The following is a 25,122-nucleotide window of genomic DNA, read 5'->3' as shown; positions in this document are numbered from 1 at the left end:
CAAATGGCGCCGCCCGGGGGGACGACATGGCTTCCACACTCTTCGCACTGGCATTACTCGCCGCACTGGCCGGACCGGTGGCCCTGCGCCTCTACCGCGACCCGCGCTTCGCCACCGGCCGCGACGGCCGGCTCTCCACCTCCACCACCCTGGCGCTCGCCTGGACCGTGATCCTGGTCTGGCTGCTGCTCACGGTCCTGGCGTACGGCCTGACGGCGGGCGGCGGCGTCGCGTGGTTCCAGGGCGAGCACGGTCCGCTCTCCACCCTGACGACGGTCTACCTGCCGCTGCTCGGCGGCCCGTACGTGGCCCTGATCGGGGCGAAGACGGTCGTCGGGATGCGGCTGGAGCGGGGCTCCATGGCCAAACCGGCCCCGAAGCCGACCGCCACGGGCCGCCGGCCCCTGCGCGAGCTGATCGCCAACGACAGCGGCCGGACCGACCTCGTCGACCTCCAGTACGTCGCCCTGAGCGCGGTCACCATGCTCTACGTCGTCCTGTTCTTCCTCTCGGACGTGGGCGGCGGACTCCCCCGCCTGCCCGCCGAGATCTGGGCCCTGACGGGCGCCCCGGCGGCGGCGTACCTGGTGAACAAGATGGCGGCCCGAGCCGTCCCCGTGATCACGGACGCCACCCTCACCGACGGACACCTCACGGTCACGGGCGGCGGCTTCACCGACCCCCGCCTCACGGCGGACGACACCCCCCTCCCGGCCACCCCCGACCCGGCTACCGGAGCCCTGACGGTCCCTCTGCCGCTCACCGTCCAGCCCCCGTTCACGCTGGTGGTCACCTCTCACGGCCTGCGCAGCGACCCGTACCGCTACGAGGAAGACCCCTCCTTGCGACGGACGTAGTAGCGGGCCACTCGCGCCCGGTTGCCACAGACCGACGCCACGCACCAGCGGCGGCGCGGATGCCCCGGGAGGAAGAGGAGCACGCAGCCCCGCGCCTCACATTCCCGGACCGCCGCCACCTGCGGATCGGCCAGCAACTCCGCGACGGCCTCGGCCAGTTCGGCCGCCAGCCGCCGCGCCGGGGCGCCCGCCCGGCGCGCGGCCACCGTCAGCCCGCCATCGGTCCATGCCAGCTCACGATGGAGCGGGGCTCCGGACAGGGCCTGATTCAGCACCCTCAACGCCCCGGCGGGCGGCCGTTCCCCGTGCCGTACGGCATCGAGCGCCGGCCCGGCCGCCTCCCGCACCGCATGCACGGCGGCCACCTCGGCCGCCCCCACCTCACCGGCCGGCCCCAGCCGCCCGGCTTCCCGCTCCAGCCAGGCGGCCAGACCGGCGGGGTCACCGATGAGATCCCCGGCACCGGCGGGCCGGGTGTTCAGCAGGTCCAGCGCGAGGGGCTCACCCATCAGCGGAAATTCCGTCATATCCACATGGTACTCACCCCACTTGATCCATTAGACTCATGCCACCCAAGATCTCGGAGGCATGTGATGATCGCTCACCGCACCGTCGACGTGGACGGCGTGACCGTCGCCTACCGCGAAAGCGGTCCCGCCGACGCCCCGGTCCTGCTGCTCCTGCACGGCTTCCCCACGTCCTCGCACCAGTTCACCCGCCTGATGGACTCCCTCGCGGACACCCCGTACCGCCTGATCGCCCCCGACTACCCCGGCTTCGGCCGGACCGAGGCCCCGCACGGGTTCACCTACACCTTCGACCGTCTCGCCGACACCGTCGAGGCCTTCACCGACGCCCTCGGCCTGGACCGATTCGCCCTGTACGCCTTCGACTTCGGCGCTCCGGTCGGCCTGCGCCTCGCCACCCGCCGACCGGAGCGGGTGACCGGCCTGATCGTCCAGAACGGCAACGCGTACGAGGAAGGCCTCTCGGACACGGCCCGCGCGTTCACCGCACTCCGCCGCGAAATCCCCGGCCACGAGGAGCAGGTCCGAGGCCTCTTCACCCTCGAAGGCACCCGTTTCCAGTACGAGACCGGGGTCGCCGACACCACCCTGATCTCCCCCGACAGCTGGACCCTCGACGTCCACTACCTCGGCCTGCCGGGCCGCGCCGATGCCCAGGCCGACCTCGCCTTCGACTACGCCTCGAACTTCGCCCACTACCCCGCCTGGCAGGCCTGGCTGCGCACCGCCCGGCCGCCGCTGCTGGTCCTGTGGGGCGCGGGCGACCCCTTCTTCACCCCTGCGGGCGCCAAGGCCTACCTCCAGGACGCGCCGGACGCCGAGGTCCACGTCTTCGCCGACGCGGGCCACTTCGCCCTCGAAACCCACCTCACCGAAATCGCCCCCCTGATCTCGACGTTCCTCAGGAAGCTCCCCTGACGGAGGGCGGGGCCTCTCCCCCGCCCCACCCCTTCCCGACACCGGGGCTCCGCCCCCGCCTCCGCGTCTCCCCCCAGACTCCGTCCCGGGTATCCCCTGGCGAGGCTGAAACTGCCGGGGGCGGGCCTAAGGGCTGTCCCGTAATCCCCAGTGGATCAGCGCACGGCGTCAGATGCGGTGCATCTCCCCCAGCTACCGCTGGGAGGTGCCCCCGGGCGGAGGGGCGTCCTCATACTGGGCGTGTTCGGGCGTTCCGACAACGCGGCGAGGTGCCGTAGCTGTCGTCGTGCGCCCGCCGGGGATCACGGGACAGCCCTTAGGCTCGCCCCGTCAGCGCCGCCAAGCTGGACCGGACATGGCTCATGTGCGCCCGCATCTCCTCCTGCGACTCCGCGTGCTCCCGCAGGATCCGCTCCGTCTCCCGCCCGACCCGCTCCTCCTTCACCCGCGCCTGCGCCACCAGCTCCGCCCCGCGCGCCTCCGCGTCCTCCTGCCCGTGCCGCGCCGCCTCCTCCGCCTCGGCGAACCCCCGGCGCGCTTCGGCCAGCCGCGCCTCCGCGTACCGTTCGTCCTCCGCGAGGCGGCCCAGCACCTCGGTCTCGCGCGCCGTCAGCTCCCGCTCCGACGCCTCCCACCGCTCCGCCCGCTCCTGTTCCCCCTCCGCGAGCAATGCGTCCGACCGCCGCCGCATCTCGGTCAGCGCGTCCGCGGCCTGCGACCGCCACGCCGCCGCCTCCTCCCGCGCCTCCGCCTGGATCCCGTCGGCCTCCCGCTGCGCCCGCAGCAGCCCCTGCCGCGCCCGGACCTCGGTCTGCTCGCGCACCGCCTCCGCGTCGTGGCGGGCCAGTTCGGCCGCACGGTCGGCGTACGCCTCCGCCGCGCCCAGCGCCTCGGCCGCGTCCGCCCGCGCGTCGCTGCGTACGGTGTCGGACTCCTCCTGCGCCAGGAGCAGGATCCGCCGGGCGCGTTCGCTCAGTTCCTCGTACGTCTGCGGGGCCAGCGAGGCCACGACCGTCCGCAGCCGCTCGGCCTCCGCCTCCATCCGCTTGGCCAGGACGGTCAGCCGTGCCACCCGTTCCCAGGCCTCGTCCCGGCTGTCGGCCAGCCGTGCGAGATACCGGTCGACCTCTTCCGCGCGGTAGCCGCGACCGCGCACGGTCGCGAAGCCCTGAGGTCCGTGATGTCCGTGATGTCCGTGATGTCCGTGAGGTGACGTGGGTGCACTCATGCGGGAAGCGCCTCTCTCGCGGGGATTCCTGTCAAGGATGCGTCATTTGCGGGCAGAAGCCGGAATGGCCGGGCCGAGACCCCGTTCGAGGGTCCCGGCCCGGCCATTCATCCGATCACCGGATCAGCCGAGCGTCACAGGAGTCCGTCCCACATCTGCTCCAGCAGCACCGACCACCAGTTCTCCGGGGAGGCCAGCGCCGCACTGTCGAGGCCCGCCAGATTCGCCTGGAAATCGACGGTCCAGCGCCCCGCCTGTTCCGGCGTCAGATGCTGGCGCAGCCGCCACATGTGACCCAGCAGCGCCAGCGACCGGGCAAACTGCGGCAGGCTCGAATTCACGAACTGCGGCGGCACGGGCGCACCGCCCGGACCACCCTCCACCGGCACCGCCACGATGTGCGCGGTCCCGTACTGGACACACAGCGCCTTGCCGAAGTCGCTGCCGACGACGAGGTACGAGCCGGCGTCGGAGGCCGGCTGCACCTGACGCTGCGCGGCCAGCTCGGCCAGCGTCGGCACCGGCTGACCGGGCACCGCCTGCGCCCAGAAGAACGGCCCGAAGTCGACCGGCAGACCCGCCCACATCAGCGTCTGCGCCACGATCTCCGGCACACCCTGACGGGACACCGCCCGCTGGTCGAAGCGGAACACACCCTGCGGCCCGAACGCGCCCGCCAGTTCCTGCCCGATCGCCTCCATCGGGATCGCCGGCTGGAGCGGAACCTGCGGCAGCGGCGCCCGTACCGGCGCGGGGCGCGCCGGACCGTCCGCCACCTGGTGCAGCTCACCCTGGTGGGTGATCAGGTGCCGCATGCCCTGCTGGCGCCCCGCGTGGTCGGTCCCGTACGGGGCCACGCTGGTGATCCGCACCTGCGGCCAGGTCTCCCGGATCATCCGGGCGCAGTAACCGCCGGGCAGCTCACAGGAAGCCAGCTCGGTGTGCAGCTCCAGCACCTGCTGCGGCGGCACGTTCATCGCGCGCAGCTCGTACAGGATCTGCCACTCGGGGTGCGGGGTGCCGGGCGCCGAGCGGCGGATGAGCTGCTGCTCGGAGCCGTCGGGCGCGCGGTAGCGCAACACGGCCTGGTAGCCGGGGCCGACGGTGGGCGCGCCGGACGGGGCCGGGGGCTGCGCCGCCGGACCGGGCGGCGGACCGGGCGGCGGACCGGGCGGCTGCGGCACGCCGGGACCGGCAAGCATCGTCGCGGCATGGTGCGCCCCGCCACCGGGAGCACCAGGCGCACCGGGCGCACCGGGAGGCGCGGGCGGCTGCCCCGCGGCGGGCCCCGCCAGCATCGTCGCGGCATGGTCGAACCCGCGCCCGCCGGAAGCACCGGGCACCCCGGGCGGACCGGGAGGCGCCGGAGGCTGCCCCGCACCAGGAGCACCGGGGGCACCGGGCGGACCCGGCGGCGTCGGCGGCTGCGGCCCACCAGGCCCCGCCAGCATCGTCGCCGCGTGATCGAACCCGCGCCCACCGGAAGCACCGGGCACCCCGGGCGGACCCGGAGGCGCCGGAGGCTGCCCCGCACCGGGGGCACCGGGGGCACCGGGCGGACCCGGCGGCGTCGGCGGCTGCGGCCCACCAGGCCCCGCCAGCATCGTCGCCGCATGGTCGAACCCGCGCCCACCCGAAGCACCAGGCACCCCGGGCGGACCCGGAGGCGCCGGAGCCTGCCCCACACCAGGAGCACCCGGCGCACCCGGCGCACCCGGCGCACCGGCGGAGCCGCCCGCCGGGCGACCCGGCCGCGAGACCTGCGCCTTGCTCGTCGGCGCGTCGGCGATGTCGCCCGTCCCGGACGGCACCCCCAGCGCCGGGACGACGGCCGTCCGCGGAAGCTGGCTGCCGCCCGGCATCAGCGTGGTCTTGGCCTCCGGGGCCGCCGCGGGGGACGGCGGCGCGTCCTCCAGGTCGGACCCGGACAGCGGCGGCGCGAACACGGTCGCCGGCAGCGGCACGGAGACGTCCTCCGCACCGGAGTTCACGTCGGTCCCGGACCACGGCGTGGCCCCGGCCGGTACTCCGTCGTTCGCGGTCGGCTCGTACGGAACCTCGCCCCCACGCCGCAACGGCACCGGATCCGGCCCGGACGCCCCGGCATCCACGACCCCGGAAGCAGGCGCAGGAGCAGGCGCCGAAGGAGCCGCGGGCGCGGCCGGCGCCCCCGGAATCCCCGCCCGGTCCGCGGCCTCCTGCAACCACTCCGGCGGGCTCAGCATGAACGAGGTCTGCTCCGAGTCGATCCGCGGCGGCGGGACCGAGGCCTCCGAGGCCGCCGCCGCGGCCGCTGCCCCGTACTCCTCCTCGTACCGCCGGATCACCTCGCCCACCGGCAGTCCCGGCCACAGCGTCACCTCACCGCTGTCCCGCGCGATGACGAGCCGCGACCGGCCGCCACCCGACACGGGACCGGCGGCCCGGTCCTCCGCCCACACCACGAACCCGAGTCCGAACTCCCGTACCCGCACCTCTCGGTGCTGGTAGCCGGGCACGTCCCCGTTGATCCACTCCTCGGCGCGCTCCTGCGCCTGCGCGAACGTCACCACAGCGCGATCACCCCTCACCCAAGCCGGCACCGGAACCGGGACCCGCCACGGGAACCGAGCGTGCGAATCCGCCGTCCACCATCAGAGCCGCCACCGTCTCCAGTTCCGGCGGATTGCCCGCCAAGCACTCCAGGAAGGCATCGAAATCGGCACCGCACGGCAGCAACAGCCGTTCCACCCGCTCCTGCACCGACCAGCCGTCGCGGTCGCGCGCGTCGTCGTACGGGGAGAACCAGACGGAGCCGATCGCCTCCCCCTTCACCTTCACCGCGAGCAGCCCGCCCTGTACGAAGGCCACGCACAGGTAGTCCTTCGTCAGATGGTCCCGCAGACACTTGTTGACGTAGACGAGGTCGTTGACCGCCGCTTCCTCACGCACCGTGAAGAACGGCTGGTCGACCAGCAGACCCAGCTCCACGTAGAGCCCCGCGCCCACCGGCGCGCAGCCGCCTGCCGCCTTCAGGAACGAGCGGTACGCCTCCGGCAGCCGGTAGCCGAGGTCCTCCTCGACTCCCTGGACCTGCTCCTCGGACACCGAGACCAGCGTCTTCGGCAGTCCCAGGTGCGCCGGACGCACCTCCTGCAACGGGCGCGTGCCGCGCTTGTCGTGGTCGACCGGCGCCGTCACCAGACCCGCGTGGTGCCGCAGCAGGGCCTTGACCTCCACCGGGACCAGCTCCATGCGGCGCGACCCGGACACGTGGTGCCAGGTCCAGCCGTGCGGGGTCGCCACCGCTCCGACGGTGTCCCACAGCTCATGGCCCGCCCCGCGCATCGCCGCGTTCGCGGACACGACGTCCGTCAACCGCAACTCGTCGACGCCGAAGCCCTCCGGGGGCTCGGCGATCTCCACCGCGGCGCGCGCGTACCGCGAGAAATCCGGATGGCCGTTCCCGTCCATCCTCACTCCGTGGGGATGCCGAGCGGCCCGGACCGGGTCCGGGAAATGCACGACCTGCCCCGAGTAAGCGGCGTTGGGTGGCGCGGCCTGCTGCCCGAGCCGACCTGTCGTCATGGCGGTAGCCCCCTGCTGGATCTGGCTGGTTCGCCACAGCCTATGTGCTCCGGCAAGACCGTCACCCGTCCGCGACCCCCGGGCGGGCACCCCGGGCGGGAACATCCGAATTGATACGAATATTCGACCCCGCTTCCACACACCCGGTGACATTTGACAGGCTGTCCCCGCGGCACGGGGGCGTGCGCGACAGCGGCCACCACCGCCGCCACGGGAGGGAAGTAACGACCATGCAGTCTGCGGCCATACAGAACATGGCAACCCGCACAGACCATGCGGAACCGACGGAAACCGGCACCACCGGCCCCGCCGGCGACCCCCGCCTGCGCTGGAGCAGCACGGGCGGCCCCACCGCGCCCGTGCTCCGCTTCCGCCGCGACGGCATCCTCCCCACGATCGCCGCCGCACTCTCCGTACGCGGCGAAACCCTCACCGGCACCGCCGGCAAAGCCGACCAGCCACCCACCCTGCACCCGCTCGTCCAGGACTTCCTGGACACCCTCACCAGCGGCCAGCGGGAACGCTTCACCGGCCGGTGTCCCGAAGCGATCCTGCTCTCGCGCCACCTCGCCGCCGTGGAAGGCGCCCGCAGCAAGCGCGCCTCCCGCAAGCCGCTCACCGCGAGCGAAGCCCGCCGCTCCCTGAAGCACGCCCGCATCACCGCCCGCCGCATCCGCGAGGACGGCGACCCCCTCCACGGCAGCTACGCACCGCCCTGCCGTTCCTGCGACGCGCTCCTCACCCACTTCGGCGTACGCCCCGTCGACCTCACCCACCCCGAGTAGCCGCCATGACCACCTCCCCGGCCTCCTCGGCCTCCTACGACCGCTCCTCGGCCACCCGCTTCCCCGGCGCCGTGGACTCCGCCCTGCGCACCGCCGGCTGGGAACCCGGCCGCTGGGACATCAAGCAGGCCGAGTACTGGGCCGACGCGCTGCGCGACCACACCACCCCCGCCGGGCACCGCCACACCGTCTTCCCCGCGGCTGTCGAGGCCTGGGCCGAATTCGGCGGACTGACCGTCACCGCCGCCGGGCCGGGCCGCCAGATAGCCCCGACGCCCGTCCGCCTGGACCCCCTCACCGGTCTCCACCTGGCCCGCACCTTCGCCGACCTCGGACGGGCCCTGTCCACCCAGCTCTGCCCGCTCGGCGCCGACTCCGACGGGGGCTCGCATCTGGCCATCGACCGCGAGGGCCGCGTCTACGGAATCGACCACACCGGCGACTGGTACCTGGGCGCCGGCCTCGACGAGGCCCTCACCCTCCTCCTGACCGGCCTCCAGCCCGTCCGCCTGACCACCTAGCCAGCCCGGTGCGGCAGCACCGCCGACACCTTGAACCCGCCCGCGTCCGTCGGCCCGGACACGAACACCCCGCCCAGACCGAGCACCCGCTCCCGCATCCCGACCAGGCCGTTGCCCCCGCTCGGCAGGCCGGGCTGCGTCACGTCCGCGCCGCAGGGCCCGTTCTCCACCTGCATCGCCACCTCCCCCTCCCGGTGCGCCAGCCGTACGACGACCCGCGCACCCGGCGCGTGCTTGTGGCAGTTGGTCAACGCCTCCTGCACCACCCGGTACGCCGTCTGCTCCACCTCGGCCGCGTACGAGCCCGCCTCGCCCCGCACCACCACCTCCACCACCATCCCGGCCGCCCGCGACTGCCCGACCAGGACCTCCAGCTCACCCAGCGAGGGCCCGTCCTCCAAGCCCCGGGCCCCCACCGGCGCCACCGCCGCCACCGGCTTCGGCGACTCGGCCCGCAGCACCCCGAGCATCTCGCGCAGCTCCGTCAACGCCTGCCGCCCCATGTCCCCCACCAGCGCCGCGTTGCGCGCCGCCTTGACGGGATCCTTCGCGGCCACCGCCTCCAGCGCCGCCGCGTGCACCACCATCAGCGAGACCCGGTGCGCGACCACGTCGTGCATCTCCCGGGCGATCCGCGTCCGCTCCTCCGTACGGGCCCACTCCGCCCACTCCTGCGCCCGGTCGGCCAGCAGCGACAGCTCCCGCTCCAGCGAGTCGGCCCGCTCCTGCAAGCTCTCCATCAGCCGGCGCCGCGCCCCCACGTACAGCCCGAGCAGGACCGGCGGCACGGTCAGCGCCACCGCCATGAACACGGACAGCACGATCACGAACGTCGCGTCGGCCTCCACGTCGCCGCGGGTGCGCAGGTACATCACCACGAAGGTCCCGGCGAACGACATCGCGGCGAGGGTGGCGACGATCCGCCGGGGCACCTCGCAGGCGGCCAGCGTGTAGAGCCCCACCACTGCCAGCAGGAACCCCATCGAGGCCGGCGCCACGGCGATCCCGACCAGCACCACCGCGATCGGCCAGCGCCGCCGCAGCGCGAGGACGGCCCCCACCCCGATCCCGAAGAGCACCCCCAGAACCACGGGCACACCCGATTCGCGGGCGAAGCCCACTCCCTCGACCGCGCACTCGGCGGCGGACACCACGCCGAGCCCCACATCCAGGACGGCCCCCCGCCGCCTCTCCCACCACCAGGGCCCGTCCCGCCCCGTCCCGCCGTGCTCTTCCCCCGTACTGGTCATGCCGTCCAGCGTACGCAGGGCGCACAGCACAGCGACCGGCAAAATTCCAGCAAACCAGCGGTAATCGCACATACGACTGAATCGTCCGGAATCCAGGACGGGAATCCCACATTCCGGACGACATTGGCGACATGACCGAAACCCGACGTCGCCCCGGCGACGGCACCGGCGGCCTCCGCACGGGCACCGCGACCTTCGAATCCCTCCGCGAACAGGCGGTGGCCCTGCGCCGCGAAGGCCTGAGCCGCCGGCAGATCCGCGACCGCCTGCACGTCCACAACAACGACATCCTGAACCGCCTCCTGGAGGGCGAACCGGCCCCCGAATGGACGAAGCGCCCCAACGCGAAGGACGACCTCCGCGCCAAGGCCCGCGAACTCCGCCTCCAAGGCATGACGTACGACCAGATCCAGGTCGAGCTGGGCTGCTCGAAGAGCTCGATCTCCCTCTGGGTCCGCGACCTCCCGAAGCCGGAACGCCAACGGACCCCCGAGGAGGCATCAGCCATCTCCCGGCGCGGCTGGGAGCGAACCCTTGAGCGGCGCGAGGAGGATCGACAGGAGACCAAGCAGCAGGCGGCCGAGGAGCTGGGGGAGATGTCCGACCGGGAGCTCTTTCTCGTCGGCGTCGGGCTCTATTGGGCCGAGGGTTCTAAAAGCAAGTCCTACTCCCTGCGAGAACGCGTGATCTTCGTCAACAGCGATCCCGACATGATCCACGTCTACTTGGCCTGGCTGGCCATCCTCGGCGTGGACCGCGAGAGAATCCGATACCGCGTCATGATCCACGAGTCCGGGGACGTACGCGGCGCAGAGAAGTACTGGGCCGACCTGGCCAAAGTGGATCTTTCGGATCTCCAGAAGACGACGCTCAAGAAGCACAACCCAGCGACGGTACGGAAGAACACCGGCGACGACTACCGCGGTTGCCTGGTCGTCAACGTGCTCGGCAGCGCCGACCTGTACCGGCGCGTGGAAGGGTGGTGGTCCCGCATGGCAGTGGAGGCGCGCGTGAGAAACGCGTAGTCTGGCGGCGACCATTCCCGGGTTGCTCTGTCGGCAGGGGCGACCAGACTTTGAATCTGGGTACGACGCAGGTTCGACTCCTGCCCCGGGAGCGTCGCAAGTTCGGGTCCCGACCGCAAAAGGTCGGGACCCGGCTTCGTTTCCGGCCGTTGGGGCACCGGTATCCTTCACGGGTCCACCCCCGAAGCCGAAGGGCACACCCGTGAGCGCAACCCGCCCGGCAGCCGTCGTCGTACTCGCAGCGGGTGAAGGCACCCGCATGAAGTCGGCCACTCCCAAGGTTCTGCACGAGATCGGCGGGCGGTCGCTCGTCGGTCACGTCGTCGCCGCCTCCCGCGAGCTGGACCCCGCACACCTCGTCGTGGTCGTCGGGCACGCCCGCGAGCAGGTCACCGCGCACCTCGCCGCCATCGACGCCGAGGTCCGCACCGCCGTCCAGCACGAGCAGAACGGCACCGGGCACGCCGTCCGGATGGCTCTGGAAGAGCTCGGCGGCCAGGTCGAGGGCACCGTGATCGTCGTCTGCGGCGACACCCCGCTGCTGACCGGGCAGACCCTCGCGCAGCTCACGCGGACGCACGACGCCGACGGCAACGCCGTCACCGTGCTCACCGCCGAGGTGCCGGACTCCACCGGATACGGCCGGATCGTGCGCGACGCGGGCACCGGCGCGGTGACCGCCATCGTCGAGCACAAGGACGCCACCGACGAGCAGCGCGCGATCCGGGAGATCAACTCGGGGGTCTTCGCCTTCGACGGCGCCCTGCTCACGGACGCGCTCGGCAAGGTCCGTACGGACAACAGCCAGGGCGAGGAGTACCTCACCGACGTGCTCGGCATCCTGCGCGAGGCGGGCCACCGCGTGGGCGCGGCGGTCGGCGCGGACCACCGGCAGATCCTGGGCATCAACAACCGGGTCCAGCTCGCCGAGGCCCGTGCGCTGCTGAACGCGCGCCTGCTGGAGCGGGCCATGCTCGCGGGTGTGACCGTCGTGGACCCGGCCAGCACCTTCGTGGACGTGTCCGTGACCTTCGGGCAGGACGCGATCGTGCACCCCGGTACGCAGCTGCTGGGTGCGACGCACATCGCGGAGCGGGCCGAGGTCGGCCCGAACAGCCGCCTGAAGGACACCCGGGTCGGCGCTGGGGCGCGCGTGGACAACACGGTCGCCGACAACGCCGTCATCGGTGAGTCGGCGTCCGTGGGCCCGTTCGCGTACCTGCGGCCCGGCACGAACCTCGGGGCGAAGTCCAAGGCCGGTACGTACGTGGAGATGAAGAACGCGACGATCGGTGAGGGCACCAAGGTGCCGCACCTGTCGTACGTGGGCGACGCGACGATCGGCGAGTACACGAACATCGGCGCGGCCAGCGTGTTCGTGAACTACGACGGCGAGCACAAGCACCACACGACGGTCGGCTCACACTGCAAGACGGGCTCCGACAACATGTTTGTGGCGCCCGTCACCATCGGGGACGGCGCCTACACGGCGGCCGGTTCGGTGATCACCAAGGACGTCCCGCCCGGCGCGCTGGCCGTGGCCCGTGGCCAGCAGCGGAATATCGAGGGCTGGGTGGCCCGCAAGCGTCCCGGCAGTGCGGCCGCGACGGCCGCGCAGTCGTCGGCGGAAGAGGACTCCGGGCACCGTTGAGGTGAACTGACCGGAAACGGCTACGCCCGGGACGGCGTACCGTGATACGTGCACGCAATTCGGCTGGCTCACCGTGTGCGGGACGGACGCACACGGGGGCGAGCAGCTTTTCCACACGTCTGAGGAGACAGTGCTGTGACCGGGATCAAGACGACCGGCGAGAAGAAGCTGATGCTCTTCTCCGGCCGCGCCCACCCCGAGCTGGCCGAGGAGGTCGCACACCAGTTGGGAGTCGGCCTCGTGCCGACCAAGGCTTTCGACTTCGCGAACGGCGAGATCTACGTCCGTTTCCAGGAGTCGGCTCGTGGCGCGGACTGCTTCCTGATCCAGAGCCACACGGCTCCGATCAACAAGTGGATCATGGAGCAGCTGATCATGATCGACGCGCTCAAGCGCGCGTCGGCACGCTCCATCACCGTGATCGTCCCGTCCTACGGGTACGCCCGCCAGGACAAGAAGCACAAGGGCCGCGAGCCGATCTCGGCGCGTCTGGTCGCGGACCTGCTGAAGACCGCCGGTGCGGACCGCATCCTGACGGTCGATCTGCACACGGACCAGATCCAGGGCTTCTTCGACGGCCCGGTGGACCACCTCTCGGCCCTGCCGGTCCTCGCGGACTACGTGGGCGCCAAGGTGGACCGCTCCAAGCTGACGATCGTCTCCCCGGACGCCGGCCGCGTGCGCGTGGCCGACCGCTGGTGCGACCGCCTGGACGCGCCGCTGGCCATCGTGCACAAGCGCCGCGACAAGGACGTCGCCAACCAGGTGACCGTCCACGAGGTGGTCGGTGAGGTCAAGGGCCGCGTCTGCGTCCTGGTCGACGACATGATCGACACCGGTGGCACCATCTGCGCCGCGGCCGACGCCCTGTTCGCGCACGGCGCCGAGGACGTCATCGTGACGGCCACGCACGGCATCCTGTCGGGCCCTGCGGCCGACCGCCTGAAGAACTCGAAGGTCAGCGAGTTCATCTTCACGAACACCCTCCCGGACCCGTCCGACCTGGAGCTCGACAAGATCACGGTCCTGTCGATCGCCCCGATGCTGGCCCGCGCGGTGCGCGAGGTCTTCGAGGACGGTTCGGTCACCAGCCTCTTCGAAGAGCAGCAGTAGCAGTAGCAGCGAGCGCGGCACCGGTCTCAGCAGCACCGCGGTAGATCGTTTTGGGCAGGGCCTCCCCCGCCGGGTACACTCCTTGAGTTGCTCGGCGAGGGAGGCCGTACCTGTTTTCGGGTGCGGATGCTCCGTTATCGACGCGCTCTTCGTAGCAGGCCGTTCCGGCCGGGTGACTGTCGTCCAATTTTCCGTCACCCCACGAGGAGTGAGCATGTCCGAGATCAAGCTTTCCGCCGAGCTCCGCAAGTCCTTCGGCAAGGGCTCCGCCCGCCAGGCCCGCCGCGACGCCATGGTCCCCGGTGTCATCTACGGTCACGGCCAGGACCCGAAGCACGTCAACGTCGAGGGCCACGGCCTGCTGCTGGCGCTGCGCACCCCGAACGTCCTGATCTCCCTGGACATCGCGGACGGCGGCACCGAGCTGGTCATCCCGAAGGCCGTGCAGCGTCACCCCCTGAAGCGCTCGATCTCCCACGTCGACTTCCTGATCGTCAAGAAGGGCGAGAAGGTCACCGTCGACGTCGCGATCGTCACCGAGGGCGAGCTGGCCGTCGGCGGCAACATGCTGGAGACCCTCCAGAACACCATCTCCGTCGAGGCCGAGGCCACCCACATCCCGACCGAGGTCACCGTCTCGATCGCGGGCCTCGAGGCCGGCGCCACCATCCACGCCAAGGACCTGGTCCTGCCGGCCGGCACCACGCTGGCCGTCGACGGTGACATCGCCGTCCTGCAGGTCGTCGCCCCGCAGGCCGAGGAGCCGGCCGCCGAGGCCGCGGGCACCGAGGCCTGAGCCTCGCCCCTCCCTCTCAGCAGTTGCTGATCGACCGCCGTCCGGCTCCACTGGAGCGGGACGGCGGTCGTTTCGCGCAGCGGTCGCTCTACCGAAGGAGCTATTGATGTCGGACGACGTGGCGCCCTGGCTGATCGTCGGCCTCGGGAATCCCGGACCGGAGTACGCGGGGAACCGCCACAACATCGGGTTCATGGTGGTGGACCTGCTGGCCGAGCGGATCGGCGGCAAGTTCAAGGCGCACAAGGCCCGGGCCCAGGTGGTCGAGGGCCGTATCGGCGCGCCCGGTCCGGCGAACCGCCGGGTGGTGCTGGCGAAGCCGATGTCGTTCATGAACCTGTCGGGTGGGCCGGTGACGGCGCTGCGCGATTTCTACAAGGTCCCGCTGGACCACATCGTCGCCATCCATGACGAGCTGGACATCGACTACCCGACGCTGCGCCTGAAGCTGGGCGGCGGGGACAACGGTCACAACGGGCTGAAGTCGATGACGAAGGCGATGGGACCGGACTACCACCGGGTGCGCTGCGGCATCGGCCGCCCGCCGGGCCGGATGCAGGTCGCGGACTTCGTGCTGAAGGACTTCTCCTCCGCCGAGCGCAAGGAGCTGGACTGGTTCGTGGACCGGTCGGCCGATGCGGTGGAGTGCCTGATCCAGGAGGGTCTGGAGCGGGCGCAGTCCGCCTACAACGCGTAGGCGGGCGGGGCGGTGTCCGCCCAAGGCGCCGCCGTGTACGGATCGTTATATCGGACAAACACCTCTCGGGGCGTCAACTCCGTACGAATACTGCCGAGTACCTCTTGACCGGAGCATGGCGGCGTCAGCATGCTGAGCCGCTGCCCCCCACGGCACTCTCCTCCCTTCAGCGCCAGAGGTATCTCCATGCCCATTTCCAGACACCGCTGGGCGGCCCTCGCGGCCCCCGTCGTGGCCTCTGCTTTCCTCGTCACGGCCGCCGCGCCGGCGTTCGCCGCTGACGCGTACACGATCCCGATGCACCAGGACCTCCCCGTCACCGCCACCGCCAAGGGCGTCTCGAACGAGGACCAGTGCGCGGCGATCCCGTCGACGCAGGACGGCTGGCACTTCGTACTGCCGACCAACGGCACCACCTTCACGAAGCTGACGGTGACGTTCGAGCCGGGCGGCCAGCAGGTCATCAACGTGTTCGGTCCGCCGTCCGACAAGCACGCGTACGCGGCCTCCGCGCCCGGGGCGAAGCTCGTCTCCGCCTCCGCCGAGGTGGTGGGCGGCTCGGTGGAGTGGTTCAACCTGTCCCACACCTGCCCGGCCGACGTCCAGCCGACCCCGACGAAGACGACGAGCGCCTCGCCGTCCACCAGCACCTCGGCCTCCGCGTCGGTCTCGGCCTCGGCCTCGGCCTCGGCCACCACGACCACGTCGGCCTCGGCGAGCGCGAAGCCGTCGGGCAGCGTCTCGGCGAAGCCGTCCGGCTCCGCCTCCTCCCCCGCTCCGTCCGGCTCGGTCGCGGCCGCCGGCGGTTCCACGGGCGGTGGCGACCTGGCGAAGACCGGTTCCGACGCTCCGATCGGGCTGCTCGCGACGATGGCCGGCGCGCTGATCGCCGCCGGCGCCGTCCTGCTGGTCCGCCGCCGCAAGGCCGGCGCCACGGGCTGAGCCCCGTAGCCCGACCGGGACAGGGGAAAGGGGTCCTTCGCGCCGTCCGCGGCGCGGGGGACCCCTTTTCCCGTGCGGGCCCATTTCGGGGGTCCGGGCCTGAAACCTTTGGCGGATAAACGGCGTTGACCAGTCGTCAGGGGGCTTGAATCCTGTCAGGACCATCGGATGGCATCGGGGATCCGCGAGGCCGGGGGTAGGCGCATGGAATTCGAGATCTTGAGTGCGGGCCGTGAGGACGACGACGAGCTGCGCTCGCTGCGCGCGTGGCTGAGGGAGGACCCCGAGCTGCGGGGGGCCGTCATCTGGGAGGCGGACCGCGATGAGCCCGGGACGATGGGGAGCGTGCTCGAAGCGGTCCATGTGATCGTGACGGACGCGGCCGCCTTCGGGAGTTTCGCGGTCTCACTGGCTGCCTGGCTGGGTACGAGGCGCAGCCGCTCCTGGCGGATCCGCCGGGACGGGCGGGACGGCGAGCTGCCCGCGGCCGCTGACGAGGCACAGGTCCGCGCGGCGCTCGGCGACACCGGCGATGACACCGACGGTTCGGCCGTGGCGGGGCCGGAGGCGCGCCGGTGAGTTCCTGGCTGCCCGACACGGACCGGTCGCAGGCGGTGCTCGTGGGCGTCTCCCGTTACGACCACCACCCGGGGCTTCCGGCGGTCGGCGGCAATCTGCGTGCCCTGGAGCGGATCCTCACCAGTGCCGATCATCTGGGGCTGCCTGCCGGGAGCTGTCGTGTGGTGCCGGATCCGGGGAACGCGGACGAGGTGATGGTGGCGCTGGAGGCGGCCGTGGAGCGGGCCACGGACACGCTGATCTTCTATTACGCGGGCCATGGCTTCGTCAATGACGGCGAGTTGTACCTCGGGCTGACGGGGACGCGGAAGAGGTCCGGTTCGGAGCGGTACAACTCAGTCCCCTACCAGTGGGTTCGCCAGGCGATGCTGGAGGGGAGGGTGCAGGCGGCGCGCCGGATCATCATCCTGGACTGCTGTTACAGCGGCCGGGCCGCGAACGAGCGGATGGGCCGGGTGATGGGTTCGGCGACCACGGACGTCCACGGCACGGTGGTGTGGGCGGCGACGAATCCGACGCGGCCGCTGGCGCTGGCCCCGCACGAGTCCGAGTACACGGCCTTCACCGGCGAGCTGGTGCGTACGCTCGACGCGGGCATCGCGGGCGCGGCCGATGTGCTGGACATGGACACGATCTTCAGCCGGGTCAGCGGGTCCCTGGTCAGCCAGGGTTTCCCGCAGCCGGACCGGCACAATCACGCGCTGGGCGGGCAGGTGGCGCTGGTGCGCAACCGGGCGGCCCTGGCCGGGGACGGGCCGGAGGCGGACCCGGCGCGGCGGGTTCCGCGTCAGCTGTCCTCCCCGTTCTCCGGGAGTGCTTCCTGGGAGCCCTTCACCTGGGGGCCGATGCGGACGGATCTGCTGATCGTCGAGGGCGACGGCGAGAGCAGCATTCCCGAGACGTCCGTGCACGTGCGGGCGGTGGACGAGGACGTGGAGCTGCCCGAGGAGATGGCGGCGTGGCGGGCGGAGATCGAGGCGGAGCAGGAGGGTCTGAAGGCGGCGGGCAAGCCGTACTTCTGGAACGGGCTCAACTACGCGGTCGAGCGGATCACCATCGGCCGGGTGGCGGAGACCGAGGCGCCGGAGATCTACATCCAGTTGCAGAACTCCGACTACTTCACCTTCCTGGCCACCCAGCAGCTCGACCGGCGGTTCGCGGACGGTACGACTCCCAAGAGCCGCTATCTCGACCCGTACGGTCCGATGGACGTGCCCGCGTTCATGAGTTCGTCCTTCGGTACGAACGTCGCCGTGATCACGCGCGACGAGAAGCTCATCGTGTCGCGGCGCAGCCAGATGGTCGGTTCGCACCCCGGCACCTGGAACTCGTCGGCGAACGAGGCGCTGTCGCGGGTGGTGGACAACGCGGCGCGGCAGCCGCCGAACATCTTCGGGGTGGCCCGGCGCGGGCTGAGTGAGGAGCTGGCGCTCAGCCCTGACGAGTACCGGCTGAACATGATGGCGCTGACGATCGACCGGAGCACCCACCAGTGGGGTGCGCTGTTCCTGGCGCGGCTGCGCGCGGTGACCTCGCACGAGTTCATCGCCCGCCGCTCCCGCGGGGTCTCCGACAAGTGGGAGCACGATCTGCACGAGCTGGTGGACTTCGAGATCGATCCGGTGACCCGGTTCATCTTCGATCCGGAGCGGGCGGGCCTGTGGTCCCCGACGGCGCCCGGGCTGTTCTACCTCGCGCTGGTGAGCAAGTACGGGAAGATCGCGGTGGAGCGGGAGAGCCGGCGTCTGCTCGCCGAGCTGTCCGCGGGCTGAGTCATACGGGGAAGCCCCCGCGCCGTGACGTGACGGTGCGGGGGCTCGTCGTGCCGGGAGGTCAGCCGGTGTTGCGCAGGCCGGCGGCGACGCCGTTGACCGTCAGCAGCAGGGCCCGCGCGAGCAGCGGGTCCGGCTCCTCGCCGCGGGCGGCGGCCGCGCGCTGGCGGGCCAGCAGGGAGACCTGGAGGTAGGAGATCGGGTCCAGGTAGGCGTCGCGGACGGCGAAGGTCTGCTGGAGGATCGGCTGGGAGTCCAGGAGCCGCTTTCCGCCGGTGATGCGCAGGACCTCGCGCACGGTCAGTTCGTGCTCGGCCTCGATGCGGGCGAAGACGTGCTTGAGCTCTTCGGGGACCAGGGTGTCGACGTAGTGGCGGGCGATCCGCAGGTCCGTCTTGGCCAGGGTCATCTCGACGTTGGAGAGGAAGTTGCGGAAGAAGTGCCACCGCTCGCCCATCTGCGCGAGCGCGGCGTCCTGGCCGGCCTCGCGCAGGGCCTTCAGGCCGGAGCCGACTCCGTACCAGCCGGGGACGATCTGGCGGGACTGGGTCCAGCCGAAGACCCACGGGATGGCGCGCAGCCCGTCGAGCCCGGCGCCGGAGTCGGGGCGGCGCGAGGGGCGCGAGCCCAGGTGCAGGTCGGCGAGCTGGTCGACGGGGGTGGCCGCGAAGAAGTACGCGGGCAGGTCCGGGTCCTCCACGAGCTGCCGGTACGCGGTGTGCGCGGCGTCGGAGACGATGTCCATGGCCGCGTCCCAGCGGGCCAGGTCGTCGTGGGACTGGCGGGGGGCGGTGTGCAGGGCGGAGGCCTGGAGGGTGGCCGCGACGGTCAGCTCCAGGTTCTCGCGGGCCAGCGAGGGGACGAGGTACTTGTCGGAGATGACCTCGCCCTGCTCGGTGACCTTGATCTCGCCCTCCAGGGTGCCCCAGGGCTGGGCGAGGATCGCGTCGTGCGAGGGGCCGCCGCCGCGGCCGACGGTGCCGCCGCGGCCGTGGAAGAGGCGCAGCCGCACCCCGTAGCGGTGGGCGACGTCGCGCAGCCGGCGCTGGGCGCGGTGGATCTCCCACTGGCTGGTGGTGATGCCGCCGAACTTGGAGGAGTCCGAGTAGCCGAGCATGACCTCCTGCACGTCGCCGCGCAGGGAGACGAGGCGCCGGTAGGACGGGTCGGCGAGCATCTCGTCGAGGATCACGTCAGCGGCGCGCAGCTCGTCGGTGGTCTCCAGGAGCGGCACGATGCCGATCTTGGCCCAGCCGCCGTGCAGGTCGAGGAGGCCGGCCTCGCGGGCGAGGACGGCGGCGGCGAAGACGTCGTCGGCGCCCTGGCACATCGAGATGATGTAGGACTCGATGACCTCGGGGCCGAACTTCTCGAAGGCGTCCTTGATCGCGAAGAAGACGCCGAGGGTCTTGTGCCCGGCGGCGTCGAGCGGGGCCGGGGTGGGGGCCAGCGGACGGCGGGAGCGCAGCTCCTTGGCGAGCAGTTTCTGCCGGTAGTCGCGCGGCATGTCGGCGTAGCGCCAGGACTCCTCGCCGAGCCGGTCGAAGAGCTGGCCCAGCGCGTGGTGGTGGGCGTCCGCGTGCTCGCGTACGTCCATGGTGGCGAGCTGGAGGCCGAAGGCCGCGAGGGTGCGGATGGTGCGGTCCATGCGGCCGTCGGCGAAGAGCGCGCCGCGGTGTTCGCGCAGGGAGGTCTGGATGAGGGTGAGGTCGCTGAGCAGCTCGGCGGTGCCGAGGTAGTCGCGGCCTTCCTCGTGGGGGGTGCCCTTGGCGAGGCGCTCGCGGGTGTTGACCAGCTTCTGCCGGATGCAGGTGGCCTTGAGGCGGTAGGGCTCTTCGGCGTTCAGCCGCTTGTAGCGGGGGCTGATCTCGGGGAGGAGTTCGAGGTCGGTCGCGAGGGAGGCCAGGAGCTCCTCGGTGGCGCCGGTGTAGCGGATCGAGTTGGACAGCAGGCCGCGCAGGAAGTCGATCAGTTCGAGCGCGTCGGTGATGCCGTGCTCGTGCTGGAGGATCAGCACCTCGCGGGTGACGTCGGGGGTGACGTTGGGGTTGCCGTCCCGGTCGCCGCCGATCCAGGTCCCGAAGGTGAGCGGGCGGGTGCCGGGCGGGAGCTCGACGCCGACGCGCTGGAGTTCGGCGGCGAGGTCTTCCAGTACGTCGCCCACCGCGCCGGCGTGCAGCTCGTCGAGGTAGTAGATGGCGTTGCGGGCCTCGTCGGCGGGCTCCGGGCGGACCACGCGCAGTTCGTCGGTCTGCCAGACCAGGTCGATGTTCTCGGCGAGACGCAGGTCGTGGCGGCGGCGCTCGCCCGCCCCGGCGACGGGCTCCTCCAGCAGGGTGGCGATGCGGCGCAGCTTGTTCAGGACGCTGCGGCGGGCCGCCTCGGTGGGGTGCGCGGTGAAGACCGGGCGGACGTTGAGGTTCTTGACCGTGTCGCGCAGGTGCTGCGGGTCGGCGTCCTTGAGCATGTCGGCGGTGCGCGCGAGCAGCCCGCCCTCGGCGGCCCGGTGGGCGCGCAGCTCCTTGCCGCGGTGCACCTGCTCGGTGACGTTGGCGAGGTGGAAGTAGGTGGAGAAGGCGCGCACCAGCTTGGCGGCGGTCTCCAGGTCGATGTCGCCGAGGAGTGCGGCCGCGGCTTCACCGTCGGTGCGGGTGAGCGCGCGGACGCGTTCGACGAGGTCGAGGAGGTCTTGGCCCTCCTGACGTACGAGGGTCTCGCCGAGGAGGTCGCCGAGGCGGCGGATGTCGGCGCGCAGCTCCGCGTTGGCGGTGGCGGCCTGGGTGACGGGGGCCTGGGAGGCCTGGTCAGCACTGCTCACAGGTGCGGCTCCTTGCAGTGTTCGAGCGCTACTGGGCGGTGGGCTCCCGGCCGCGTGCGGCAGTGCTGCCGCTGCTGCTGCGCAGCTCGGGCTGCCCGTGCGGACCGCGCTGTCCGACGGCACCAGGATAGGTGTCCCATCCCTGTGCCTGGGCAAATGTCTCATCAGGCGGCTCGCGGGACGGGCTGCCCTTGCCGCGGATCCCGGTTTTGCCATACTTACGATGCCGTAGGTTACGGATCCGTAGGGTCTGTGGCCCGTTTTCCCCCTCGCCGACTTCTCACCCCCCAGGGGACCCCATGACCGTCAGTCCCGATCTGATCGAGGACGCCTCGGCGTCTTCCGATGCCTCAGAGCCGTCCGCGACACGCGGCGGCGAGAACAAGCGATCCGTCGAGCAGATCGCCCTGCTGCTGTTCATCACGGTCCCCTTCCTCGGCTTGCTGGCGGCGATCCCGCTGGCCTGGGGCTGGGGCGTGAGCTGGCTCGACGTGGGCCTGATGGTGTTCATGTACTTCCTGGCCTGCCACGGCATCACCATCGGCTTCCACCGCTATTTCACGCACGGCGCCTTCAAGGCGAAGCGGCCGCTGCGGATCGCGCTGGCGATCACGGGCTCGATGGCGGTGGAGGGTCCGCTGGTGCGCTGGGTGGCGGATCACCGCAAGCACCACAAGTACTCCGACCACGAGGGCGACCCGCATTCGCCGTGGCGGTTCGGCGAGACGGTGCCGGCGTTGATGAAGGGCCTGTGGTGGGCGCACATCGGCTGGCTCTTCGACGAGGAGCAGACCAACCAGCAGAAGTACGCGCCGGACCTGATCAAGGACCCGGCGATCCGGCGGATCTCGCGTGACTTCGTCTTCTGGACGATCTTCTCGCTGGCGATCCCGCCGGTGGTGGGCGGTTTGGTGACGATGTCCTGGTGGGGCGCCTTCACGGCCTTCTTCTGGGGCTCGCTGGTACGCGTGGCCCTGCTGCACCACGTGACGTGGTCGATCAACTCGATCTGTCACGCGGTGGGCAAGCGGCCGTTCAAGTCCCGGGACCGTTCGGGCAACGTGTGGTGGCTGGCCGTGCTGTCGTGCGGGGAGTCCTGGCACAACCTGCACCACGCCGATCCGACCTCGGCGCGGCACGGCGTACTGCGCGGTCAGGTGGATTCGAGCGCGCGGCTGATCCGCTGGTTCGAGCAGCTGGGCTGGGCCACGGATGTGCGCTGGCCCTCGCAGGAACGTATCGACGCCCGGCGCAAGGACAAGACCCCGAACGCGGCATGATGGGGGACGTGGCGATCGACGGCAGCAGTTCCAGCAGCGACAAGCCCCGGCGTGGTCGCCGGGTCCGAATGACGGGCGCCGAACGGCGCCAGCAACTGCTGGACATCGGCCGCGCGCTGTTCGCCGAGAAGGGCTTCGAAGGCACGTCGGTGGAGGAGATCGCGGCGAAGGCCGGGGTGTCCAAGCCGGTGGTGTACGAGCACTTCGGCGGCAAGGAGGGCCTCTACGCGGTCGTCGTGGACCGGGAGATGCGCCAGCTGCTGGACGGGGTGACGGGTGCGTTGACGGCGGGACATCCGCGGGAGCTGCTGGAGCAGGCCGCGTTCGCGTTGCTGGACTACATCGAGAACTACACGGACGGCTTCCGGATCCTGGTCCGGGACTCCCCCGTGGCGCAGTCGACCGGCACCTTCGCCTCGCTGATCAGCGATATCGCCACGCAGGTGGAAGACATCCTGGGGCTGGAGTTCAAGGCGCGGGGCTTCGATCCGAAGCTGGCCCCGCTGTACGCGCAGGCGCTGGTCGGGATGGTGGCGCTGACGGGCCAGTGGTGGCTGGAGACCCGGCGGCCGAAGAAGGCGGAGGTCGCGGCGCATCTGGTGAATCTGGCCTGGCACGGGCTGGAGAACCTGGAGGCGAGACCGAGGCTGGTGGGCCACCGCAAGAACTGAGCGGGCGCACGGCCACGGCCCGAAAGGTTGTACGAAAAACCACTACTACCTCGAAATACGCGGAGGTAGTGTGTGGATCACTTCCCGGGGGGGAACGTACGACCGATGCGCAGCGCCGCTTTCCGCGTGCGCCCATGGTTGTCGTGGCGACCACCCGGTTCTACCCGCGATCCAGGGGGAACCCTCTTGCGCTCTCAGCGCCTCGGCCGCATTGCGGCCTGCACCGCCCTTGCCCTCTCTGCGAGCACCCTGCTCACCATCGGCCAGGCGACCGCCGCCGGCAAGGCGTCGGACCGCCCGGCGCCCGCCACCGCCAAGGCGTCGACCAGCCCGAAGGTCACCGTCCCGCGCGCCGCCACCCCGGCGCCCGGCGTGACGACGGCCCCGAAGACCTCCTCCAAGGACACGAGCGCGCGCACGGCCGCGCCGCAGACCCTCGCCGCGGAGACGGCGGCCACCAACGTCGCGCAGCCCCGTCTGGACCTCGACGGTGACGGCTTCAGCGAACTGGTCTTCCGCAACACGCGTGGCTACACCGCCGCCTTCGTGAGCAGCGCTCCCGTGGAGAACCCGCCCGTCGACTTCCGCATCCAGGGCGACGAGACCGAGACGGTCAAGGACATCATCGCCCTCGGCAACGTGGGTGGCGCCTGGAACCCCGAGATCCTCACACTCACCTTCGACGGCAAGCTCCAGCTCCGCGAGACCTCCGGCGGCTACGCCGGCGCGCCGACGTGGACCGGCACCGGCTGGCAGGTCTACAACCGGGTGGTCGCGGCCGGCGACCTGAACAAGGACGGCCGTCCCGACCTCGTCGCGCGCACGCCGGCCGGTGACCTGTACTACTACAGGAGCACCGGCGACCTCGCCAACCCGTTCGCGGGCCGGGTCAAGGTCAGCGGCGGCTGGAACCAGTACGACCAGATCGTCGGCCTGGGCGACATCGACGGCGACGGTGACGCGGACGTCATGGGCCGTACGTACGGGGGTGACCTGTTCCTCCACAAGGGCACCGGCAACGGCACCAGCCCGTTCGAATGGCGGACCCAGATCGCCAGCGGCTGGAACGGCTACACCCAGATCATCGCCGCCGACGACATCGACGGCGACGGCAAGGCCGACATGATGGGCCTCACCGTCACCGGTGACCTGTTCTGCCACTTCTCCGAGGGCAACGGCCTGTTCTCCGCGCGGTACGACTGCGGCACGAACTGGACGAGCACCGAGTTCTTCGTCGGTACCGGCATCACCCCGGTCTACGGCAAGCACAACGCCGGCACCATCGACGAGGCCGGCCAGTACTGGTCGTGGGACAACCGGACCGACGGCACGTTCTTCGAGCCGCGCAAGGCCTCCGACTTCGTCTGGCCGGACGACGGCTCGAAGCTGGTCGTGGCCTCCGGCATGGACAAGGTCAACTGGGGCCACAAGTTCCAGTTCAACCAGTGGGGTCTGACCAACCGCACCACGAACCAGTCGATCGCCGGCGACTGGTGGGGCGTCACCAACCTGGTCGTCGGCGGCGGCGACGTCTCCGGCGACGGCAAGGGCGACCTGCTGACCCGCGACGTCTGGGGCAATCTGTACGTCCACCAGGGCAACGGCACCGGCAACGCCTTCGCGGCCCCGATCAACGTCGGCAACGGCTGGGACCAGTACAAGAACGTCGCCAGCGGCGACTTCAACGGTGACGGTTACGCGGACGCCGTCGGCGTCACCGAGATGGGCGTCATGTACTTCCACCACGGCACCGGCAAGGCCAACGCGCCGTTCGCCGAGCGCTGGATGGTCCGCGGCATGCAGTACTACAAGGACCTCGTGTCGCCCGGTGACCTCAACGGTGACGGCAAGGCGGACCTGGTCAACATCGACTCGTGGAACACCATGACCCGCATCGAGGGCGGCAACGCCCTGTACGGCCAAGAGGTCTTCGGCGAGGCCAGCCCCTTCCGGGCCAACGTCAGCTACCGCAGCATCGGCTAGTCGTACCAGCGGCACGCGACGGCGCCGCGTCACCGAATCCTTCGGTGGGCGGGCGTTACGGCCCGCTACGACTCACGCACTAGGCGGCGTGAATCAGTGCGCGAGCCGAATTACTCGGCACCGCCCTGCTCGGCCAGCTTGA

Annotated in this window: 21 protein-coding genes and 1 tRNA gene; 16 read left to right on the top strand and 6 right to left on the bottom strand. The window is 71.3% G+C overall.

What is annotated here, in order from left to right; genetic code table 11:
- Positions 1-26 precede the first annotated feature (26 nt).
- Positions 27-857: a hypothetical protein gene (locus ACWDYJ_RS26260; RefSeq protein ID WP_451568045.1), complete on the top strand. Its 831-nt coding sequence runs from the start codon at positions 27-29 to the stop codon at positions 855-857.
- Here ACWDYJ_RS26260 and ACWDYJ_RS26255 read toward each other — a convergent pair.
- Positions 824-1,384, bottom strand: coding sequence for a CGNR zinc finger domain-containing protein (locus tag ACWDYJ_RS26255; RefSeq protein ID WP_451568044.1), 561 nt, complete (start codon positions 1,382-1,384; stop codon positions 824-826). The genes ACWDYJ_RS26260 and ACWDYJ_RS26255 overlap by 34 nt on opposite strands.
- A 66-nt stretch (positions 1,385-1,450) precedes the next feature.
- Between ACWDYJ_RS26255 and ACWDYJ_RS26250 the strand changes: the two genes are divergently transcribed.
- Complete coding sequence (locus tag ACWDYJ_RS26250) at positions 1,451-2,302, top strand: alpha/beta fold hydrolase (RefSeq protein WP_451568043.1); 852 nt, start codon at positions 1,451-1,453, stop codon at positions 2,300-2,302.
- Positions 2,303-2,618: 316 nt separating this feature from the next.
- Here the strand turns inward: ACWDYJ_RS26250 and ACWDYJ_RS26245 are convergent, their stop codons facing one another.
- From ACWDYJ_RS26245 to ACWDYJ_RS26235, 3 genes are all read right to left on the bottom strand, one after another.
- The gene (locus tag ACWDYJ_RS26245; protein ID WP_451568042.1) at positions 2,619-3,530 is read right to left on the bottom strand and encodes a DivIVA domain-containing protein; all 912 of its coding nucleotides are present in this window, start codon (positions 3,528-3,530) and stop codon (positions 2,619-2,621) included.
- Between the two features lie 134 nt (positions 3,531-3,664).
- Positions 3,665-6,082: an SUKH-4 family immunity protein gene (locus tag ACWDYJ_RS26240; protein ID WP_451568041.1), complete on the bottom strand. Its 2,418-nt coding sequence runs from the start codon at positions 6,080-6,082 to the stop codon at positions 3,665-3,667.
- A 7-nt stretch (positions 6,083-6,089) separates the two neighbouring features.
- Positions 6,090-7,097 (bottom strand): SMI1/KNR4 family protein, encoded by a 1,008-nt coding sequence (locus ACWDYJ_RS26235; protein ID WP_451568040.1) that lies wholly within the window; start codon positions 7,095-7,097, stop codon positions 6,090-6,092.
- A gap of 254 nt (positions 7,098-7,351) precedes the next feature.
- On the opposite strand from ACWDYJ_RS26235, the gene ACWDYJ_RS26230 reads away from it, so the two are divergent.
- Together ACWDYJ_RS26230 and ACWDYJ_RS26225 are read left to right on the top strand one after the other, a co-directional pair.
- Complete coding sequence (locus ACWDYJ_RS26230; protein WP_451568039.1) at positions 7,352-7,882, top strand: YwqJ-related putative deaminase; 531 nt, start codon at positions 7,352-7,354, stop codon at positions 7,880-7,882.
- Positions 7,883-7,887: 5 nt separating this feature from the next.
- Positions 7,888-8,403: an SUKH-3 domain-containing protein gene (locus tag ACWDYJ_RS26225; RefSeq protein ID WP_451568038.1), complete on the top strand. Its 516-nt coding sequence runs from the start codon at positions 7,888-7,890 to the stop codon at positions 8,401-8,403.
- Here the strand turns inward: ACWDYJ_RS26225 and ACWDYJ_RS26220 are convergent.
- Positions 8,400-9,653, bottom strand: coding sequence for a sensor histidine kinase (locus ACWDYJ_RS26220; RefSeq protein ID WP_451568037.1), 1,254 nt, complete (start codon positions 9,651-9,653; stop codon positions 8,400-8,402). The two genes, ACWDYJ_RS26225 and ACWDYJ_RS26220, sit on opposite strands and share 4 nt — an antisense overlap.
- A 131-nt stretch (positions 9,654-9,784) precedes the next feature.
- On the opposite strand from ACWDYJ_RS26220, the gene ACWDYJ_RS26215 reads away from it, so the two are divergent.
- From ACWDYJ_RS26215 to ACWDYJ_RS26175, 9 genes are all read left to right on the top strand, one after another.
- The gene (locus tag ACWDYJ_RS26215) at positions 9,785-10,678 is read left to right on the top strand and encodes a hypothetical protein (protein ID WP_451568036.1); all 894 of its coding nucleotides are present in this window, start codon (positions 9,785-9,787) and stop codon (positions 10,676-10,678) included.
- 15 nt (positions 10,679-10,693) lie between these two features.
- Positions 10,694-10,770 (top strand) — tRNA-Gln (locus ACWDYJ_RS26210).
- 110 nt (positions 10,771-10,880) lie between these two features.
- Positions 10,881-12,329, top strand: a complete 1,449-nt coding sequence (gene glmU, locus ACWDYJ_RS26205) for a bifunctional UDP-N-acetylglucosamine diphosphorylase/glucosamine-1-phosphate N-acetyltransferase GlmU (RefSeq protein ID WP_451568035.1) — start codon at positions 10,881-10,883, stop codon at positions 12,327-12,329.
- 135 nt (positions 12,330-12,464) lie between these two features.
- Positions 12,465-13,442: a ribose-phosphate diphosphokinase gene (locus tag ACWDYJ_RS26200; protein ID WP_451568034.1), complete on the top strand. Its 978-nt coding sequence runs from the start codon at positions 12,465-12,467 to the stop codon at positions 13,440-13,442.
- A gap of 214 nt (positions 13,443-13,656) precedes the next feature.
- Complete coding sequence (locus ACWDYJ_RS26195; protein ID WP_451568033.1) at positions 13,657-14,238, top strand: 50S ribosomal protein L25/general stress protein Ctc; 582 nt, start codon at positions 13,657-13,659, stop codon at positions 14,236-14,238.
- 106 nt (positions 14,239-14,344) lie between these two features.
- On the top strand, positions 14,345-14,935 hold the full coding sequence (gene pth / locus ACWDYJ_RS26190; protein WP_451568032.1) for an aminoacyl-tRNA hydrolase: 591 nt from the start codon (positions 14,345-14,347) through the stop codon (positions 14,933-14,935).
- 186 nt (positions 14,936-15,121) lie between these two features.
- A complete protein-coding gene (locus ACWDYJ_RS26185; protein ID WP_451568031.1) occupies positions 15,122-15,877 on the top strand; it encodes an LPXTG cell wall anchor domain-containing protein in 756 nt (251 codons plus the stop codon).
- Between the two features lie 204 nt (positions 15,878-16,081).
- On the top strand, positions 16,082-16,456 hold the full coding sequence (locus tag ACWDYJ_RS26180) for an effector-associated constant component EACC1 (protein ID WP_451568030.1): 375 nt from the start codon (positions 16,082-16,084) through the stop codon (positions 16,454-16,456).
- Positions 16,453-18,228, top strand: a complete 1,776-nt coding sequence (locus ACWDYJ_RS26175; protein WP_451568029.1) for a caspase family protein — start codon at positions 16,453-16,455, stop codon at positions 18,226-18,228. The genes ACWDYJ_RS26180 and ACWDYJ_RS26175 overlap by 4 nt, the downstream gene beginning before the upstream one ends.
- A 61-nt stretch (positions 18,229-18,289) precedes the next feature.
- Here ACWDYJ_RS26175 and ppc read toward each other — a convergent pair whose 3' ends face one another.
- A complete protein-coding gene (gene ppc / locus ACWDYJ_RS26170; RefSeq protein WP_451568028.1) occupies positions 18,290-21,046 on the bottom strand; it encodes a phosphoenolpyruvate carboxylase in 2,757 nt (918 codons plus the stop codon).
- A 299-nt stretch (positions 21,047-21,345) separates the two neighbouring features.
- On the opposite strand from ppc, the gene ACWDYJ_RS26165 reads away from it, so the two are divergent.
- The 3 genes from ACWDYJ_RS26165 to ACWDYJ_RS26155 all read left to right on the top strand — a co-directional run bounded on the left by ACWDYJ_RS26165 (position 21,346) and on the right by ACWDYJ_RS26155 (position 24,980).
- Positions 21,346-22,326, top strand: a complete 981-nt coding sequence (locus ACWDYJ_RS26165) for an acyl-CoA desaturase (protein WP_451568027.1) — start codon at positions 21,346-21,348, stop codon at positions 22,324-22,326.
- The gene (locus tag ACWDYJ_RS26160) at positions 22,323-22,997 is read left to right on the top strand and encodes a TetR family transcriptional regulator (protein WP_451568026.1); all 675 of its coding nucleotides are present in this window, start codon (positions 22,323-22,325) and stop codon (positions 22,995-22,997) included. Before ACWDYJ_RS26165 ends, ACWDYJ_RS26160 begins: the two co-directional genes overlap by 4 nt.
- Before the next feature lie 186 nt (positions 22,998-23,183).
- Positions 23,184-24,980 (top strand): FG-GAP-like repeat-containing protein, encoded by a 1,797-nt coding sequence (locus tag ACWDYJ_RS26155; RefSeq protein ID WP_451568025.1) that lies wholly within the window; start codon positions 23,184-23,186, stop codon positions 24,978-24,980.
- The last annotated feature ends 142 nt before the right edge of the window (positions 24,981-25,122 follow it).

This window comes from Streptomyces sp. NPDC003042 (genome assembly GCF_053591315.1).
This window is presented reverse-complemented; position numbering and strand designations above follow the sequence as displayed.